Origin of the sequence: Streptomyces sp. NPDC096323 (genome assembly GCF_040302845.1) — a bacterium.
Lineage (GTDB): Bacteria > Actinomycetota > Actinomycetes > Streptomycetales > Streptomycetaceae > Streptomyces.
Map to the genome: position 1 here is coordinate 885689 of NZ_JBEOSI010000001.1, position 15006 is coordinate 900694.

At 69.4% G+C, this 15006-nt stretch carries 13 protein-coding genes; 8 read left to right on the forward strand and 5 right to left on the reverse strand.

Annotated features, from left to right (window positions below):
- The first annotated feature begins 1 nt into the window (after position 1).
- From ABTX18_RS03895 to ABTX18_RS03930, 8 genes are all read left to right on the forward strand, one after another.
- Positions 2-2014: an ethylmalonyl-CoA mutase gene (locus ABTX18_RS03895; protein ID WP_352121127.1), complete on the forward strand. Its 2013-nt coding sequence runs from the start codon at positions 2-4 to the stop codon at positions 2012-2014.
- Complete coding sequence (locus ABTX18_RS03900) at positions 2011-2985, forward strand: HpcH/HpaI aldolase/citrate lyase family protein (RefSeq protein ID WP_352121128.1); 975 nt, start codon at positions 2011-2013, stop codon at positions 2983-2985. Before ABTX18_RS03895 ends, ABTX18_RS03900 begins: the two co-directional genes overlap by 4 nt.
- A gap of 2 nt (positions 2986-2987) precedes the next feature.
- Positions 2988-3521 carry a MaoC family dehydratase gene (locus ABTX18_RS03905; RefSeq protein ID WP_352121129.1) on the forward strand — a complete coding sequence of 178 codons (534 nt, stop codon included), beginning with the start codon at positions 2988-2990 and terminating at the stop codon, positions 3519-3521.
- A gap of 2 nt (positions 3522-3523) precedes the next feature.
- Entirely contained in the window at positions 3524-4729 is a 1206-nt protein-coding gene (locus ABTX18_RS03910) for an acyl-CoA dehydrogenase family protein (protein ID WP_352121130.1), read from the forward strand.
- 181 nt (positions 4730-4910) lie between these two features.
- Complete coding sequence (locus ABTX18_RS03915) at positions 4911-5558, forward strand: phosphatidylserine decarboxylase (protein WP_352121131.1); 648 nt, start codon at positions 4911-4913, stop codon at positions 5556-5558.
- A 22-nt stretch (positions 5559-5580) separates the two neighbouring features.
- Positions 5581-6399 (forward strand): CDP-diacylglycerol--serine O-phosphatidyltransferase, encoded by an 819-nt coding sequence (gene pssA / locus ABTX18_RS03920; RefSeq protein WP_352121162.1) that lies wholly within the window; start codon positions 5581-5583, stop codon positions 6397-6399.
- Between the two features lie 198 nt (positions 6400-6597).
- A complete protein-coding gene (locus ABTX18_RS03925; protein ID WP_352121163.1) occupies positions 6598-7215 on the forward strand; it encodes a CHAT domain-containing protein in 618 nt (205 codons plus the stop codon).
- Positions 7216-7263: 48 nt separating this feature from the next.
- Complete coding sequence (locus ABTX18_RS03930; protein ID WP_352121132.1) at positions 7264-9612, forward strand: discoidin domain-containing protein; 2349 nt, start codon at positions 7264-7266, stop codon at positions 9610-9612.
- Between the two features lie 67 nt (positions 9613-9679).
- Here ABTX18_RS03930 and ABTX18_RS03935 read toward each other — a convergent pair whose 3' ends face one another.
- Genes ABTX18_RS03935 through ABTX18_RS03955 form a run of 5 tightly spaced genes read right to left on the reverse strand, consistent with a single transcriptional unit; the run spans position 9680 to position 14510 of the window.
- Positions 9680-10930: an ABC transporter substrate-binding protein gene (locus tag ABTX18_RS03935; RefSeq protein WP_352121133.1), complete on the reverse strand. Its 1251-nt coding sequence runs from the start codon at positions 10928-10930 to the stop codon at positions 9680-9682.
- On the reverse strand, positions 10927-12048 hold the full coding sequence (locus ABTX18_RS03940) for a branched-chain amino acid ABC transporter permease (RefSeq protein WP_503061084.1): 1122 nt from the start codon (positions 12046-12048) through the stop codon (positions 10927-10929). The genes ABTX18_RS03935 and ABTX18_RS03940 overlap by 4 nt, the downstream gene beginning before the upstream one ends.
- A complete protein-coding gene (locus ABTX18_RS03945) occupies positions 12041-12931 on the reverse strand; it encodes a branched-chain amino acid ABC transporter permease (protein ID WP_352121134.1) in 891 nt (296 codons plus the stop codon). The genes ABTX18_RS03940 and ABTX18_RS03945 overlap by 8 nt, the downstream gene beginning before the upstream one ends.
- Positions 12928-13710 carry an ABC transporter ATP-binding protein gene (locus ABTX18_RS03950; RefSeq protein WP_352121165.1) on the reverse strand — a complete coding sequence of 261 codons (783 nt, stop codon included), beginning with the start codon at positions 13708-13710 and terminating at the stop codon, positions 12928-12930. Before ABTX18_RS03950 ends, ABTX18_RS03945 begins: the two co-directional genes overlap by 4 nt.
- A gap of 2 nt (positions 13711-13712) precedes the next feature.
- The gene (locus ABTX18_RS03955) at positions 13713-14510 is read right to left on the reverse strand and encodes an ABC transporter ATP-binding protein (RefSeq protein ID WP_352121135.1); all 798 of its coding nucleotides are present in this window, start codon (positions 14508-14510) and stop codon (positions 13713-13715) included.
- Between the last annotated feature and the right edge of the window lie 496 nt (positions 14511-15006).

Sequence of the window (15006 nt, forward strand, 5' to 3'; positions counted from 1 at the left end):
CATGGACGGCCGTCAGAAGGACCGCCCCTGGCTCATGCGGACGTACGCCGGTCACTCGACCGCCGAGGCGTCCAACGAGCTCTACCGGCGCAACCTCGCCAAGGGCCAGACCGGTCTGTCCGTCGCGTTCGACCTGCCGACCCAGACCGGCTACGACCCCGACCACGTCCTCGCCCGCGGCGAGGTCGGCCGGGTCGGCGTGCCGGTCTCGCACCTCGGCGACATGCGCCGGCTGTTCCAGGACATACCCCTGGAGCAGATGAACACCTCGATGACGATCAACGCCACCGCGATGTGGCTGCTGGCGCTCTACCAGGTCGTCGCCGAGGAGCAGGGCGCGGATCCCGGGAAGCTCCAGGGCACCACGCAGAACGACATCGTCAAGGAGTACCTCTCGCGCGGGACGCACGTCTTCCCGCCGGGGCCCTCGCTGCGGCTGACCACCGACATGATCACGTACACGGTCAACCGCATACCGAAGTGGAACCCGATCAACATCTGCAGCTACCACCTGCAGGAGGCCGGGGCCACCCCGGTCCAGGAGATCGCGTACGCCATGTCCACGGCGATCGCCGTGCTCGACGCGGTCCGTGCCTCGGGGCAGGTGCCCGAGGAGAAGTTCGGCGATGTGGTCGCCCGGATCTCCTTCTTCGTGAACGCGGGCGTCCGCTTCATCGAGGAGATGTGCAAGATGCGCGCCTTCGGCCGCATCTGGGACCGGGTCACCCGCGAGCGCTACGGCATCACGGACGCCAAGCAGCGCCGCTTCCGCTACGGCGTCCAGGTCAACTCCCTCGGTCTGACCGAGGCGCAGCCGGAGAACAACGTCCAGCGCATCGTGCTGGAGATGCTGGCCGTCACCCTCTCCAAGGACGCCCGCGCCCGCGCCGTACAGCTGCCCGCCTGGAACGAGGCGCTGGGGCTCCCCCGGCCCTGGGACCAGCAGTGGTCGCTGCGCATCCAGCAGGTCCTCGCCCACGAGAGCGACCTGCTGGAGTACGAGGACATCTTCGCCGGTTCGCACGTCATCGAGGCCAAGGTGGACGAGCTGGTCACGGAGTCGCTCGCCGAGATGGACCGGATCGAGCAGATGGGCGGCGCCATGGCGGCCGTCGAGTCCGGTTATCTGAAGTCCGAGCTGGTCTCCTCGCACGCCGCCCGCCGCGCCCGGATCGAGGGCGGCGAGGAGAAGATCGTCGGCGTCAACATCTACGGCACGACGGAGCCGAGCCCGCTCACCGCCGACCTCGACGGGGCGATCATGACGGTCGACCCGGCGAACGAGGCGAGGGTCGTCGCCGCGCTCCACGAGTGGCGCGACAACCGCGACGAGCCACGCGCCACCGAGGCGCTGGCCGCGCTGAAGAAGGCCGCCGCCGGCACCGAGAACCTGATGGAGGCGACCGTCGAGTGCGCCCGGGCGGGCGTCACCACCGGCGAGTGGTCCTGGGCCCTGCGCGACGTCTTCGGCGAGTTCCGCGCGCCGACCGGTGTGTCCTCCGCTCCGGTCGCCGTCACCGCCGAGGCGGGCACGCCGCTCGCCCTCGTACGCGAGAAGACGGCCCGGACGGCAGAGGATCTGGGGGCCGGCCGGCTGCGCCTGCTGGTCGGCAAACCGGGCCTGGACGGGCACTCCAACGGCGCCGAGCAGATCGCCGTGCGCGCCCGCGACGCCGGCTTCGAGGTCGTCTACCAGGGCATCCGCCTGACGCCCGAACAGATCGTCTCGGCCGCCGTCGCCGAGGACGTGCACTGCGTCGGCCTGTCGATCCTGTCCGGCTCGCACGCCGAGCTGGTGCCGGACGTACTGAACCGGCTGCGCCGCACCGGAGCCGGCGACATTCCGGTGATCGCGGGCGGGATCATTCCCCCCGCCGACGCCGCAGCCCTGATCAAGGCCGGTGTCGCCGCCGTATTCACCCCGAAGGACTTCGGCATCACGGAGATCATCGGCCGTATCGTCGACGAGATCCGGAAAGCGAACAAGCTCGACCCTCTGGAGGTCCCCGCATGACCGTGCCCACCGCTCCCGTGAACCGGCTGCGCCCGCGCCGCTCCTGCCTGGCCGTGCCGGGCTCGAACCCGCGGTTCCTGGAGAAGGCCCAGGGCCTCCCGGCCGACCAGGTCTTCCTGGACCTGGAGGACGCCTGCGCGCCGCTCGCCAAGGAGGGCGCCCGGCACCACATCGTCGACGCGCTGAACAACGGCGACTGGACGGGCAAGACCCGGGTCGTGCGGGTCAACGACTGGACGACCCACTGGACGTACCGCGACGTCATCACGGTCGTCGAGGGCGCGGGCCCGAATCTCGACTGCATCATGCTGCCGAAGGTCCAGGACGCCCAGCAGGTCGTCGCGCTCGACCTGCTGCTCACCCAGATCGAGAAGACGATGGGCTTCGAGGTCGGGAAGATCGGCATCGAGGCGCAGATCGAGAACGCCAAGGGCCTCGTCAACATCGACGACATCGCCGCTGCCTCACCGCGCCTGGAGACCCTGATCTTCGGCCCGGCCGACTTCATGGCGTCGATCAACATGAAGACCCTGGTCGTCGGCCAGCAGCCGCCCGGCTACCCGGCGGACGCGTACCACTACATCCTGATGCGCATCCTGATGGCGGCCCGCACACACGATCTCCAGGCGATCGACGGCCCGTTCCTCCAGATCCGCGACGTGGACGCCTACCGCGAGGTCGCCGGCCGTGCCGCCGCGCTCGGCTTCGACGGCAAGTGGGTGCTGCACCCCGGGCAGGTGGACGCGGCCAACGAGGTGTTCTCGCCCTCCCAGGAGGACTACGACCACGCCGAGCTGATCCTGGACGCCTACGACTGGTGCACCTCCGAGGAGGGCGGCAAGAAGGGCTCCGCGATGCTCGGCGACGAGATGATCGACGAGGCCAGCCGCAAGATGGCCCTGGTCGTCGCGGGCAAGGGCCGGGCTGCCGGCATGCAGCGCACCTCCAAGTTCGAAGCCCCGGAGGCCTGATCATGCAGTTCGGACGCACGTACGAGGAATTCGAGGTCGGTGCGGTCTACAAGCACTGGCCCGGAAAGACCGTCACCGAATACGACGACCACCTCTTCTGCCTGCTGACCATGAATCACCACCCGCTGCACATGGACAGCAACTACGCCGGGAAGACGACCGACTTCGGCAAGAACGTGGTCGTCGGCAACTACATCTACTCGCTGCTGCTCGGCATGTCGGTCCCGGACGTCTCCGGAAAGGCGATCGCCAACCTGGAGGTCGAGTCGCTGAAGCACGTGGCGCCGACCTTCCACGGCGACACGATCTACGGCGAGACCACCGTTCTGGACAAGACCCCGTCAAAGTCCAAGAGCGACCGCGGAATCGTTTATGTGGAGACCAAGGGCTACAAGCAGGACGGCACGCTGGTCTGCGTGTTCCGCCGCAAGGTCATGGTCCCCACCGAGACGTACATCAAGGAGCGGGGCGGCGAGCAGCCGGGCCGCCCGGAGCTGAACCAGCCTTCGCCTTCGCAGAAGAACGTGGAGAAGTAACCATGACGCGACTCGCCCAGACGGCCGGTCTCAACGACGTCCAGCAGGAAATCCTCTCCACGGTGCGGAATTTCGTCGACAAGGAGATCATTCCGGTCGCGACCCAGCTGGAGCACCGCGACGAGTACCCGTACGAGATCGTCGAGGGGCTCAAGGAACTCGGCCTGTTCGGGCTGATGATCCCCGAGGAGTACGGGGGCCTGGGTGAGTCGCTTCTCACATACGCGCTGTGCGTGGAGGAAATCGCCCGCGGCTGGATGAGCGTGTCGGGAATCATCAACACGCACTTCATCGTGGCGTACATGCTCAAGCAGCACGGCACCCAGGAGCAGAAGGACACCTTCCTGCCCCGGATGGCGCTGGGCGAGGTCCGCGGGGCCTTCTCGATGTCCGAGCCGGCGCTGGGCTCCGACGTCGCGGCGATCAGCTCCAAGGGCGTCAGGGACGGCGAGGAGTACGTCCTGACCGGCCAGAAGATGTGGCTGACGAACGGCGGCACGTCCTCGCTCGTCGCCGTTCTGTGCCGGAGTGACGAAGGCCACCCCGAGGGCACCCCGCCGCACAAGTCGATGACGACCTTCCTGGTGGAGAAGGAGCCCGGATTCGGCGAGGTCCGGCCCGGTCTCACCATCCCGGGGAAGATCGACAAGATGGGCTACAAGGGCGTCGACACCACCGAGCTCATCATGGACGGACTGCGCATTCCGGCCAATCGGGTCCTGGGCGGCACCACGGGCCGAGGGTTTTACCAAATGATGGACGGTGTCGAGGTCGGCCGCGTCAATGTGGCTGCGCGTGGCTGCGGCGTCGCACAGCGTGCGTTCGAACTGGGCGTTTCCTACGCGCAACAGCGCCACACCTTCGGAAAGCCGATCGCCGAGCACCAGGCGATCCAGTTCAAGCTGGCCGAAATGGCCACCAAGGTCGAGGCAGCGCATGCGATGATGGTAAATGCAGCGCGCAAAAAGGACTCCGGGGAGCGAAACGACCTGGAGGCAGGGATGGCGAAGTACCTCGCCTCCGAGTACTGCAAGGAAGTCGTCGAGGACGCCTTCCGTATCCACGGCGGTTACGGCTTCTCCAAGGAGTACGAGATCGAGCGCCTCTACCGGGAGGCCCCGATGCTGCTGATCGGTGAAGGTACCGCCGAGATCCAGAAAATGATCATCGGGCGCCGACTCCTCGAGGAGTACCGTTTCCAGGGTTGATTGTCCCTTTCGTGGTGATTTAACCGCGAAGAAGATCACACCCTGTCATCCTCATCCGGTGCCTTCCAGACGTCCGACTCGGCTGCTGGCTTGCCCAGTTGCGGTCCGCAACCGATAACATCGCCGGAAAAGCCGCCGTCCCCCGTTGCCAGCGCGGCATCATCCGCTACGAAGGTCATCCATGCCCGACAGCCATACCTCTGCACCACGCGGCGGAGTCCGCCTCGCACGCGGAGCTTCGCCGTGGCTCCTGCCGACCGTCGCCACCGCCGCACTCAGCCTGACCCGGGCCCGCAAGTCCGGGCGCTGGGCGGCCGTGGCCGTGCCCACCACCGCGCTCGCGGCGGGCATGCTGTGGTTCTTCCGCGACCCCGAGCGCGAGATCACCCAGGGGCGCGTCATCTCACCGGCCGACGGCGTGGTGCAGAGCATCATGCCGTGGAAGGACGGGCGCACCCGCGTCGCGATCTTCATGAGCCCGCTGAACGTGCACGTCAACCGCGCACCGCTGGCCGGCACGGTGACATCGGTCGAGCACATCCCCGGTGGGTTCGTCCCGGCGTTCAACAAGGAGAGCGAGAACAACGAGCGCGTTGTCTGGCACTTCGACACCGAGCTCGGTGACATCGAGATGGTGCAGATCGCGGGTGCGGTCGCCCGCCGCATCGTCCCGTACGTCCCGCAGGGCACGAAGCTGGAGCAGGGCGAGCGCATCGGCCTGATCCGCTTCGGCTCACGGGTCGACATCTACCTTCCGGAAGGTATCGATGTCGCGGTCGAGGTCGGTCAGGCCACCACCGCGGGGGTGACTCGCATTGACCGTGATTGATCCGGACACGCAGGCCGGCTGGGTGCCGGAGGCCGAGGTCGAGGACGACGTCGAGGACATGCCGCTCTCCATGCGGCTGTCGATAGCGGACACCCTCACGCTCGGTAACGCCACGTGTGGATTCATGGCGGTGTACTTCACCACCACGGGAATCCTCATTCCCCACCTCACGGGCAGCGACGAGAGCGGCATGGCCCGGCATTCCGCCGCCACCGCCGTGATCCTCATGCTCATGGCGGCGATCTTCGACCTGTTCGACGGGCTCGTGGCCCGCAAGCTGCGTTCCTCGCCGATGGGCGCCGAGCTGGACAACCTCTCGGACCTGGTCAGCTTCGGGCTCGCCCCGGCGTACTTCGTCCTCGTGTACGGGATGGTCGCGGACGACGCGCACCAGCGGGTCTCGGCCCTCGCGGCGATCGTGGTGCTGCTGGCGGTGGTGCTCAGGCTTGCGAGATTCTCCTGCGTGACCATGAAGGACGGCATGTTCCAGGGCATGCCGAGCCCCTTCGGAGCGCTCACGGTCATCTCGATCGTGCTCCTGGAGCTGCCCTTCCCGCCCACCCTGCTCGCGATCGTCGGAGTGGCGTGGCTCATGGTCAGCCGGGTCGAGTACCCGAAACCGCGGGGCGTGCTCGCGGTGGCGATGCTCGGCTGGATCGTGGCCGCGATGGGGCTCCTGGCCGCGTGGGCGTTCGACGCTCCCGGTGGTCAGCTGCTGCTCCAGACCGGCTGTGCGCTCCAGGTGGTCCTGGGTGCGGTCATCCCGCTCTTCGCGACAGCCCGCCGGGTGAACACCTTCCGTGACAACCGGCGCGAGGCACGAGCGGCACAGCTGCCGTAACCCGCACGCGTACACACAGCACAGCAAGAACGAGGGCCCGGATGCTCCCCAGCATCCGGGCCCTCGTGCGCGTGCCGGGTCGTCGTGCCGTCCGCCGTTCCGCACCGCTCACCCGTACGGCAACTCCGCCCCTGCCCTGCCGGAGCCGACGGTACGGTGCCGGAGGGCCGGTCCGGGACCGCGGTCGGCCCGGAGGGGGTGCGGGCGGATGCCGGAGGCCGGTGCCGCCTCCCTCGTGCACATGGCGCCCAGCGGTCCCGGCAGCGGGCCGACCCGGACGACGACCCGGCGGGGGCCGCCGAACGGGCGGGCCGGGGCGGGGAACGGCTGCGGAGTACGCCGTGTCCCACGACCTCGCCGTCCTCGACCGCGCCGTCGACGACTTCCGCGCCGCCGTCGGACCTCGACGAGGCGCTGGCAGACCCGCACGCCACGCACGACGGGCCGGGGCAGCCCCGGGTCTGGTGGGTGCCGACCGGGTCCCTCGCGCTGCTGCCCGTTCATGCGGCGGGGCACCGCGACGGCTCGCGCACCCTGCTGGACCGCGTGATCTCCTCCTACACCCCCACGGTGCGGTCGCTGAACACTGCCCGCGCAGCCCCGCCCGCACCCGCGGGCCCCCGGACACCCCTCGCCGTCACCCTGTCCCGCACCCCGGGCCTCGCAATCGCTTGCGTCGAGCGAGCGCACCGTAGCGCCGATTTCCCGCCCAATCCCCGCACTGCACGCATTACTGACAGGTTAGCGTCACGGAATTTAGCGGTGAGAGCAGTTTCTTGCGCAGCGCCGTGGACTTGCTTGCACCGGTACTTCTAGCCTGTGGGCGTCCGAAGAGCCCCCACGAGCCGCAAGGACGACATCGACGTGACGTCACCACCCCGAAATCTCCTACTCAGGCGGTCCATATCCGCCTCCGTCTCCCTGGCACTCGCCGCGTTCGGCACCGCCGCCGCCGTGGTCCTGTCCAGCGCGCCCGCCGCCCAGGCGGCGGGCGTGCCCGCCCCCTCCCCCGTGGCGGTCCCCGGCCGCGGTGCGACCGTTCCATTCAAGGAGCAGGAAGCCGAGTACGCCGCCACCAACGGCACGCTGATCGGCCCGAACCGCCTGTACGGCACGCTGCCCTCGGAAGCCTCGGGCCGGCAGGCCGTGACGCTGGACGCGGTCGGTGAGTACGTGGAGTTCACACTCACCGCACCCGCGAACGCCATGTCCTTCCGGTACTCGCTGCCGGACAACGCCGCGGGATCGGGCCGGGACGCCTCGATCGACGTGCGGGTGGACGGCGCCTCCCCCAAGGCGGTGCCGGTCACCTCGAAGTACGGCTGGTACTACGGCGGCTACCCGTTCAACAACAACCCGGGCGACACCAACCCGCACCACTTCTACGACGAGGCCCGCACCATGTTCGGGTCGACACTCGCGGCCGGTACGAAGGTCAGGTTGCAGGTCTCGTCCACCGCCGCCTCACCGTCGTTCACCATCGACCTGGCGGACTTCGAACAGGTGGCCGCGCCCATCGCCAAGCCCTCGGGCGCCCTCGACGTCGTCGCCGGCTTCGGCGCCGACCCGACCGGGGCCGCGGACTCGACCGCCAAGATCCAGGCGGCCGTGGACGCGGGCAGGGCGCAGGGCAAGGAGGTGTACATCCCGCAGGGCACCTTCCAGGTCCGCGACCACATCGTCGTGGACAAGGTGACGCTGCGCGGCGCAGGCCCCTGGTACTCCGTCCTGACCGGGCGCGACCCCTCGGACCGGAGCAAGGGCGTCGGCGTCTACGGCAAGTACGCCGGGGAGGGAGGCAGCAGCAACGTCACGCTCAAGGACTTCGCCATCATCGGCGACATCCGGGAGCGGGTGGACAACGACCAGGTCAACGCCATCGGCGGCGCCCTGTCGAACTCGACCGTCGACAACGTCTGGATGCAGCACACCAAGTGCGGTGCCTGGATGGACGGCCCGATGGACAACTTCACCATCAAGAACAGCCGCATCCTGGACCAGACCGCGGACGGCGTGAACTTCCACTACGGCGTCACCAACTCCACGGTCACCAACACCTTCGTCCGCAACACCGGTGACGACGGTCTGGCGATGTGGGCGGAGAACGTCGCGAACGTGAAGAACAAGTTCACGTTCAACACCGTGGTCCTGCCGATCCTGGCCAACAACATCGTCACGTACGGCGGCAAGGACATCACCATTTCCGACAACGTCATGTCGGACACCATCACCAACGGCGGCGGGCTGCATATCGCCAACCGCTACCCGGGCGTCAACTCGGGTCGGGGCACGGCCGTCTCCGGCACCACCACGGCGGCCCGCAACACCCTGATCCGTACCGGCAACAACGACTACAACTGGCAGTTCGGCGTCGGCGCGATCTGGTTCAGCGGGCTCAACGAGCCGATCAACGCCACGATCAACATCTCCGACACCGAGATCCTGGACAGCTCCTACGCCGCGATCCACCTCATCGAGGGTGCGACGAACGGGCTGCACTTCGACAACATCCGAATCGACGGCGCGGGCACCTACGCCCTTCAGGTCCAGGCACCGGGTACCGCCACCTTCACCGATGTCGTGGCGACGCACATCGCCCAGCCCAACCCGATCCACAACTGCGTGGGCAGCGGCTTCCAGATCACCCGGGGCACCGGGAACTCCGGCTGGTACGCCGATCCGCCGGCCTGCACGGGCACCTGGCCGGCCCCGGTGTGGACCAACGGCGGGGTTCCGGGCGGCGGCAGCGGCCCGACGGACCCCACCGACCCGCCCACCGACCCGCCGGCCGAGACGGGAAACCTCGCCCGGGGCCGTAACGTCACCGAGTCCGGCCACGCGGACGTGTACGGCGCGTCCAACGCCGTCGACGGCAACGCGAACACCTACTGGGAGAGCACCAACCACGCCTTCCCGCAGACCATCACCGTGGACCTGGGCGCAGCCAAGGCGGTCAAGCGCCTGGTCCTGAAACTGCCCCCGGCGGCTGCCTGGTCCACCCGCACGCAGACCCTGAGCGTGTCGGGCAGCACCGACAACGGCAGCTTCAATTCGCTGAAGGCATCGGCGGGTTACACCTTCGATCCGTCGAGCGGGAATCAGGCGACCGTCACCCTCCCCGGCACACCGTCCCGCTATCTGCGGCTGACGGTCACCGGCAACACGGGCTGGCCGGCCGCTCAGCTCTCGGAACTGGAGGCCTACACCAACTGATCCCGGACACACCCCCGGGGCGGTACGCATCACGCGTGCCGCCCCGAGGGCCTTGTGCCGCTGCCGTCTACTTCAGCGTGTAGGACTTCGCCGCCGCTGCCGCCTGTGCGGGCCTGACGACCTTGAGGCCGCCGGGGGTCTTGGCGTCCGGCTTCATGATCACGCTCTCCCGGGTGGAGGGCGCCGCCGGGTCGGAGAAGTTGTGCGGCATCCCGAAGTCGCCGCCGAAGTCCGTGATGGTCAGCAGGGCCTTGTCAATGCCCTCACGGGTGAGGTCCTTCGAGGCGCAGGCCTTCTTCAGCGCCTCGCCGAACAGGCTCGCCGCGTTGTAACCCGCGATGACGCCGTTGTCGAGGCCGTCCTTCGGGTACTCGGTGCCGTACTCCTTGGCGAGCTTCGCCGGGCCGGCGCCCGGGTCGCCGATCGGCAGGGTGGAGGCGGCGACGTAGAAGTCTGCCTCCAGGGCCGGACCCGCCTGCGTCTTCAGCAGCTGGGGGGCGAACGCCGAGTTGTTGCCGACGACCGGGACCTTGAAGCCGGTCGCGGCCGCGACACCGACCAACGAGGCCGCCTGACGCGGGCCCGCGCTGATGACGACGGCCTTGACGCCGGCCTGCTTGAGAGCCGCGACCTGCGCGGTCATGTCGTTGTCGGTCGGCTTGATCTTCTGCTCGACGACGGTGAGACCCGCCTCCTTCGCCGCGTACTTCGAACCGGCCAGGGCGTTCTCGCCGTAGTCGCCCTCGAAGTAGACATGACCGATCTTGTCGCCCTTGGCGATGCGCTTCTCGGTGAGCAGGTAGTCGATCGCGTTGATCGTCTCGACGTCGTACGTGGCGCCGATGACGCGTACGTACTTGCTGCCGAGGAGATTCGCCGACCAGGCCTGCGGCAGGACGAGTCCCTTGTCCTGGCCGTCGATGCGCTGCTCGACGGCCGCGACGAACGGCGAACCGATGAACTGGACGAAGCCCAGCACCTTCGGCTCCAGTTCGGTGTAACCGGCGATGGCCTTCTGCGGGTCGTAGCCGTGGTCGCGCACGGTCAGTTCGACCTTGCGCTCGCAGATGCCGCCCGCGGCGTTGGTCTGCTTGGCCCAGAGCTGCTGGGCCTGGGTGACGCTCTTGCCGAGCGAGGCGTAGACCCCGGTCATGTCGGTGAGCGCGCCCAGCGAGATCGTCGAGTCGGTGACGCCCTCGCCGGTCTTCACACCGGCCTTGTCCTCGGCTCCCCCGTCGGAGGACTTGGCCTTCTCGCTGCAGCCCACGAGGGTGAGGGTGAGGGCCGCGCACACGGCCCCGAGCACACGCAGTTTCATTTCTTCTCCCCTGAATTCTTCATCAGACGTGTCAGGCCGCCGGGCAGGAACAGAACAGCCGCGACCACCGCGGCGCCGTACAGATAGCGCGATGCCTCGCCCGGAGCCAGACCGCCCGTGCCGGGGGCGGAGACCAGGGGCAGGGAATCGCTGTAGTGGGTGAGCAGCTGCGGCAGCAGCGAGACGAACGCGGCCCCGACGACCGCTCCCGCCACGGTGCCGAGCCCGCCGATGACGATCATGGCGAGGTATTCGAGGGACAGGACCATGCCGAAGTACTCGGGAACGGTCCGCTGGAAGACCAGCGCGAGCAGGACGCCCGCCAGTCCGGCGTACATGGAGGACAGGACGAAGACGCCCGCCCGGTAGCGGGCCACGGGGACACCCATCACGCCTGCGGCGATGCGGTGGTCACGGATGGCGTTGAGCGCCCGGCCGGGCCGGCCGCGCAGCACTCCGCGGGCGAAGAGGCCGCTCAGGAGCAGGGCGGCCAGAGCCGCGTACCAGAGCTTCTCGGAGGACTGGAACGGCACCCCGGCCACGATGACCTCGGTGTCGTCGAAGCCGAAGCCGAAGAGCGAGAGGGGCGGCACGGCCCGGCCGTTGAAGCCTCCGGTGAGGGAGCCGGCGTTGAACAGCACATGCTGGCCGATGAAGATCAGCGCCAGCGTGGCGATGCCGAGATAGGCGCCGCGCAGCCGGCTCGCGATGGGGCTGAACAGTCCGCCCGCGGCACCCGCGAGAAGCACCGCGAGCACGGCGGCGAGCCAGGGGGGCAGGCCGAGCCCGGAGAGTTCGTGCCCGTTCTCCGTGCTGCTCTCCCCCGCCAGGACGCAGTAGCCGTACGCGCCCACCGCGAGGAAGAAGGCGTGCCCCATGGAGAGCTGGCCGGTGGCGCCGGTGAGGAGGTTGAGCCCGATGGCGCCGATGGCGGCGGCCATCGCGAAGAGTCCGGCCTGCAGCCAGAAGCGGTCCAGGTAGAACGGGAACGCGAGCAGCAGCACCGAGCCGACGGCCCACAGGTAGGTACGCGGGTGGCGCAGCCGGGCGGCGAGGTCGGAGCCCGGGGTGGTGAGCGGGGTTCCCGCGGCGGTCTCGGTGGTCGTGGTGTCAGACACGGGCGAGCTCCTTCGTACCGAAGAGTCCCGCGGGCCGCAGGAGCAGCACGAGCACCATCACCAGATAGGGGGCGAGGTCGCCTATGCCGCGGCCCAGGAAGGACAGGTCGCTCTGGTAGCCGGTGGCGAGCGATTCCGTGACCCCGACGATCAGCCCCCCGGCGAGGGCGCCGGTCGTCGAGTCGAGTCCGCCGAGGATGGCGGCCGGGAAGGCCTTGAGCGCGGCCAGTGAGGTGGCCCGCTCCAGTCCCGGGGTGGGGAAGACGGTGAGGAACAGGGCGGCCACCGCGGCGAGTGCTCCGGCCACCGCCCAGGCGGAGAGCGACACCCGGCCGAGCTTGATCCCCATCAGGGCCGCGGTCTGCGGGTTCTCGGCGGCGGCCCGCATCGACACGCCCCAGGAGGTGAAGCGGAAGGCGAGGAGGAACACCGTGATGAGCAGGCCGGCGGCGAGGAACGCGGCGATCCGGGTCTCGGCGAGGGTGACGCCGCCGATGGTGACGACGCCGTCGCCCCACGGGTCGCCGAGCGCGAGGACGTCCGTGCCCATGCGCCGGGTGAGTTCGGTGGTGAGGAGGATGTCGACGCCGATGGTGACGATGGCCAGGACGCTGTGGTCGCTGCCCCGGTAGCGGCGCATCACCAGGAACTCGACGGCCGATCCGACGACGGCCGCGCCCGCGATGCCGACGGCGAGCGCCGGCCAGAAGCCGATGTCGTCGTGGAGAACGGCCGTCACGTAACCGCCCGCGAGCAGCAGGGAGGCGTGGGCGAAGTTGACGACCTCGGTGGCCTTGAAGATGACGACGAAGCCGAGCGCGATCAGTGCGTAGACCGAGCCGATGGAGAGGCCGCCGAGGAGGAGTTCGATGAAGGTGGTCATTCCTGTGCCCCCAAGTAGGCCTGGACGACGGCCGGATCGTTCTGGACCTCGGCGGGGGTGCCGCCGGAGATCCTGCGTCCGAAGTCGAGTACGGTCACGGCGTCCGCGAGCCGCATCACCACTCCCATGTCGTGTTCGACGAGCACGATCGAGATGCCGAGGCTGTCCCGTACCCCGGCCACGACCGCCGCGGTGCGCCGCCGTTCGTCGGCGGTCATCCCGGCGACGGGTTCGTCCAGGAGGAGTACCTGCGGCTCCATGCACAGCGCGCGGCCGAGCTCGACGAGCTTCTGCTGCCCGTACGGGAGCGCCCCGGCAGGCCGGTCCAACTCCTTTTCCAGTCCAATGAACTCGGCGATCTCGCGGACCCGTTCCAGATGGCGGCGGGCCTCGCGGGCGGCGGACGGCAGGCGCAGTCCGCTGGCGAGGAACCCGGCGCGGGTGAGCCGGTGCCGGCCGAGCAGCAGGCTGTCGGCGACGGTGGCGTGCGGCGGGAGCGCGATGTTCTGGAAGGTGCGGGCGACGCCGAGTCGGGCGATCCTGTGCGGGGCGAGTCCGGTGAGCTCCGTCGTCCCGAGGTGGACGGTGCCGGAAGCCGCCCGGTACACCCCGGACAACACGTTGAAGCAGGTGGACTTCCCCGCCCCGTTGGGGCCGATGACGGCGTGCACGCTGCCCGGCTCCACGGTGAAGGAGATGCCGTCGAGCGCGGTGAGCCCGGCGAAGCGAACGGTGACGTCGCGGACGGCGAGTGCGGCCGGAGCTGTTTCCTGCACCACGGTCACGCGGACCACCTGCTCAGGGTCCGTACGGCTCCGGAGGCCCGGTCCGCGTCCTCGGCGGCCGTCTCGTCGACGACGCCCAGGTAGCGGCGGCGCACCTCGTCGGAGGCGGCGAGTTCGTCGGCCGGCCCCTGAAGGGTGACCTCGCCGACCTCCAGGACGTACGCCGTCGAGGCGAGCCGCAGGGCGATCGCCGCGTTCTGCTCGACGAGCAGGACCGAGGTCCCCGCCGCGTTGATCTCCTGCACCGTCTCGGCGATGCGCTGCGCCATCAACGGGGCGAGCCCGAGCGAGGGTTCGTCGAGCAGCAGCAGGCGGGGCCCTGCCATCAATGCCCTCCCCATGGCGAGCATCTGCTGCTCGCCGCCCGACAGCAGCCCGGCGCGCTGGTGCGCGCGCTGGGCCAGTACCGGGAACAGCTCGTGTACGCGGGTCAGCGCGGCCGCCGACGCCTTGCGGCCGCCGCGGGCTCCGAGGGCGCCCGCCCGCAGGTTGTCGGCCACCGTCATGCGGGCGAACACCTGTCGGCCTTCCGGCACCTGAACCACTCCGGCGGCCACCACCTGGGCGGCGCGCAGCCCGTCCAGGGGACGGCCGTCGAAGCGGACGGTGCCCGTACCCGTCCCGCGGTGGAAGCCGAGGGTCCGCGAGATGGCCCGCAGCAGCGTGGTCTTCCCGGCCCCGTTGCCGCCGAGTACGGCGGTGATCGCGCCGGCCGGCACATCGAGGGAGACGTCGCGCAGGGACCGTACCGGGCCGTAGCCCACGGACAGTGCGCGGATCTCGAGCGTTGCCATGCGTCCTCCTCCTTCCGCCTTGTCTGGGAACCGACGCGTCGATCACGCCGGTTCGTGAGGCGCAGGGGTCCGGCGGCCGGTCATGGCCGGTGGTGCCCGCCTGCGTCTGTCTGTCCTGGTCCTGCCTGGCCTGCCTGTGCCTGCCCTGTGTCTCTGTGGGTCTGTGTCTCTGTGGGGCCACAGACCAGCAGCGGGCGGGCCGCGCGTCCACGGTCACCGGCCGAAACGCTGCGGGTGCCCCGTGCGGAAGGCCGCCCGTTGTGCACGCGCACAGAGGCGTGGCGAGTGCGGTCGCCCCCGGCCCGGACCGGTGCCATCCTCACCACGGCGGTCCGGTGCGACGGGGCCGGTGGCCCGAGCACGGCAACGGCCCAGGGAGTGTCGTCGAACTGCCGCCTGCCGCGCGGCGGCTCGCCGTCAGCGTCCACGTGTACGGGCCGTTGGGCAGGTAGCCCCCGTCCGCGGACCGCCCGTCCCACGTAGCGGAGACGGAGTA

What these genes read in the sequence shown, in the direction of transcription:
- ABTX18_RS03895 (WP_352121127.1), top strand. Translation starts at nt 2, where the DNA reads ATGGACGGCCGTCAGAAGGACCGCCCCTGGCTCATGCGGACGTACGCC.
- ABTX18_RS03900 (WP_352121128.1), top strand. Translation starts at nt 2,011, where the DNA reads ATGACCGTGCCCACCGCTCCCGTGAACCGGCTGCGCCCGCGCCGCTCC.
- ABTX18_RS03905 (WP_352121129.1), top strand. Translation starts at nt 2,988, where the DNA reads ATGCAGTTCGGACGCACGTACGAGGAATTCGAGGTCGGTGCGGTCTAC.
- ABTX18_RS03910 (WP_352121130.1), top strand. Translation starts at nt 3,524, where the DNA reads ATGACGCGACTCGCCCAGACGGCCGGTCTCAACGACGTCCAGCAGGAA.
- ABTX18_RS03915 (WP_352121131.1), top strand. Translation starts at nt 4,911, where the DNA reads ATGCCCGACAGCCATACCTCTGCACCACGCGGCGGAGTCCGCCTCGCA.
- ABTX18_RS03935 (WP_352121133.1), bottom strand. Translation starts at nt 10,930, where the DNA reads ATGAAACTGCGTGTGCTCGGGGCCGTGTGCGCGGCCCTCACCCTCACC.
- ABTX18_RS03945 (WP_352121134.1), bottom strand. Translation starts at nt 12,931, where the DNA reads ATGACCACCTTCATCGAACTCCTCCTCGGCGGCCTCTCCATCGGCTCG.
- ABTX18_RS03955 (WP_352121135.1), bottom strand. Translation starts at nt 14,510, where the DNA reads ATGGCAACGCTCGAGATCCGCGCACTGTCCGTGGGCTACGGCCCGGTA.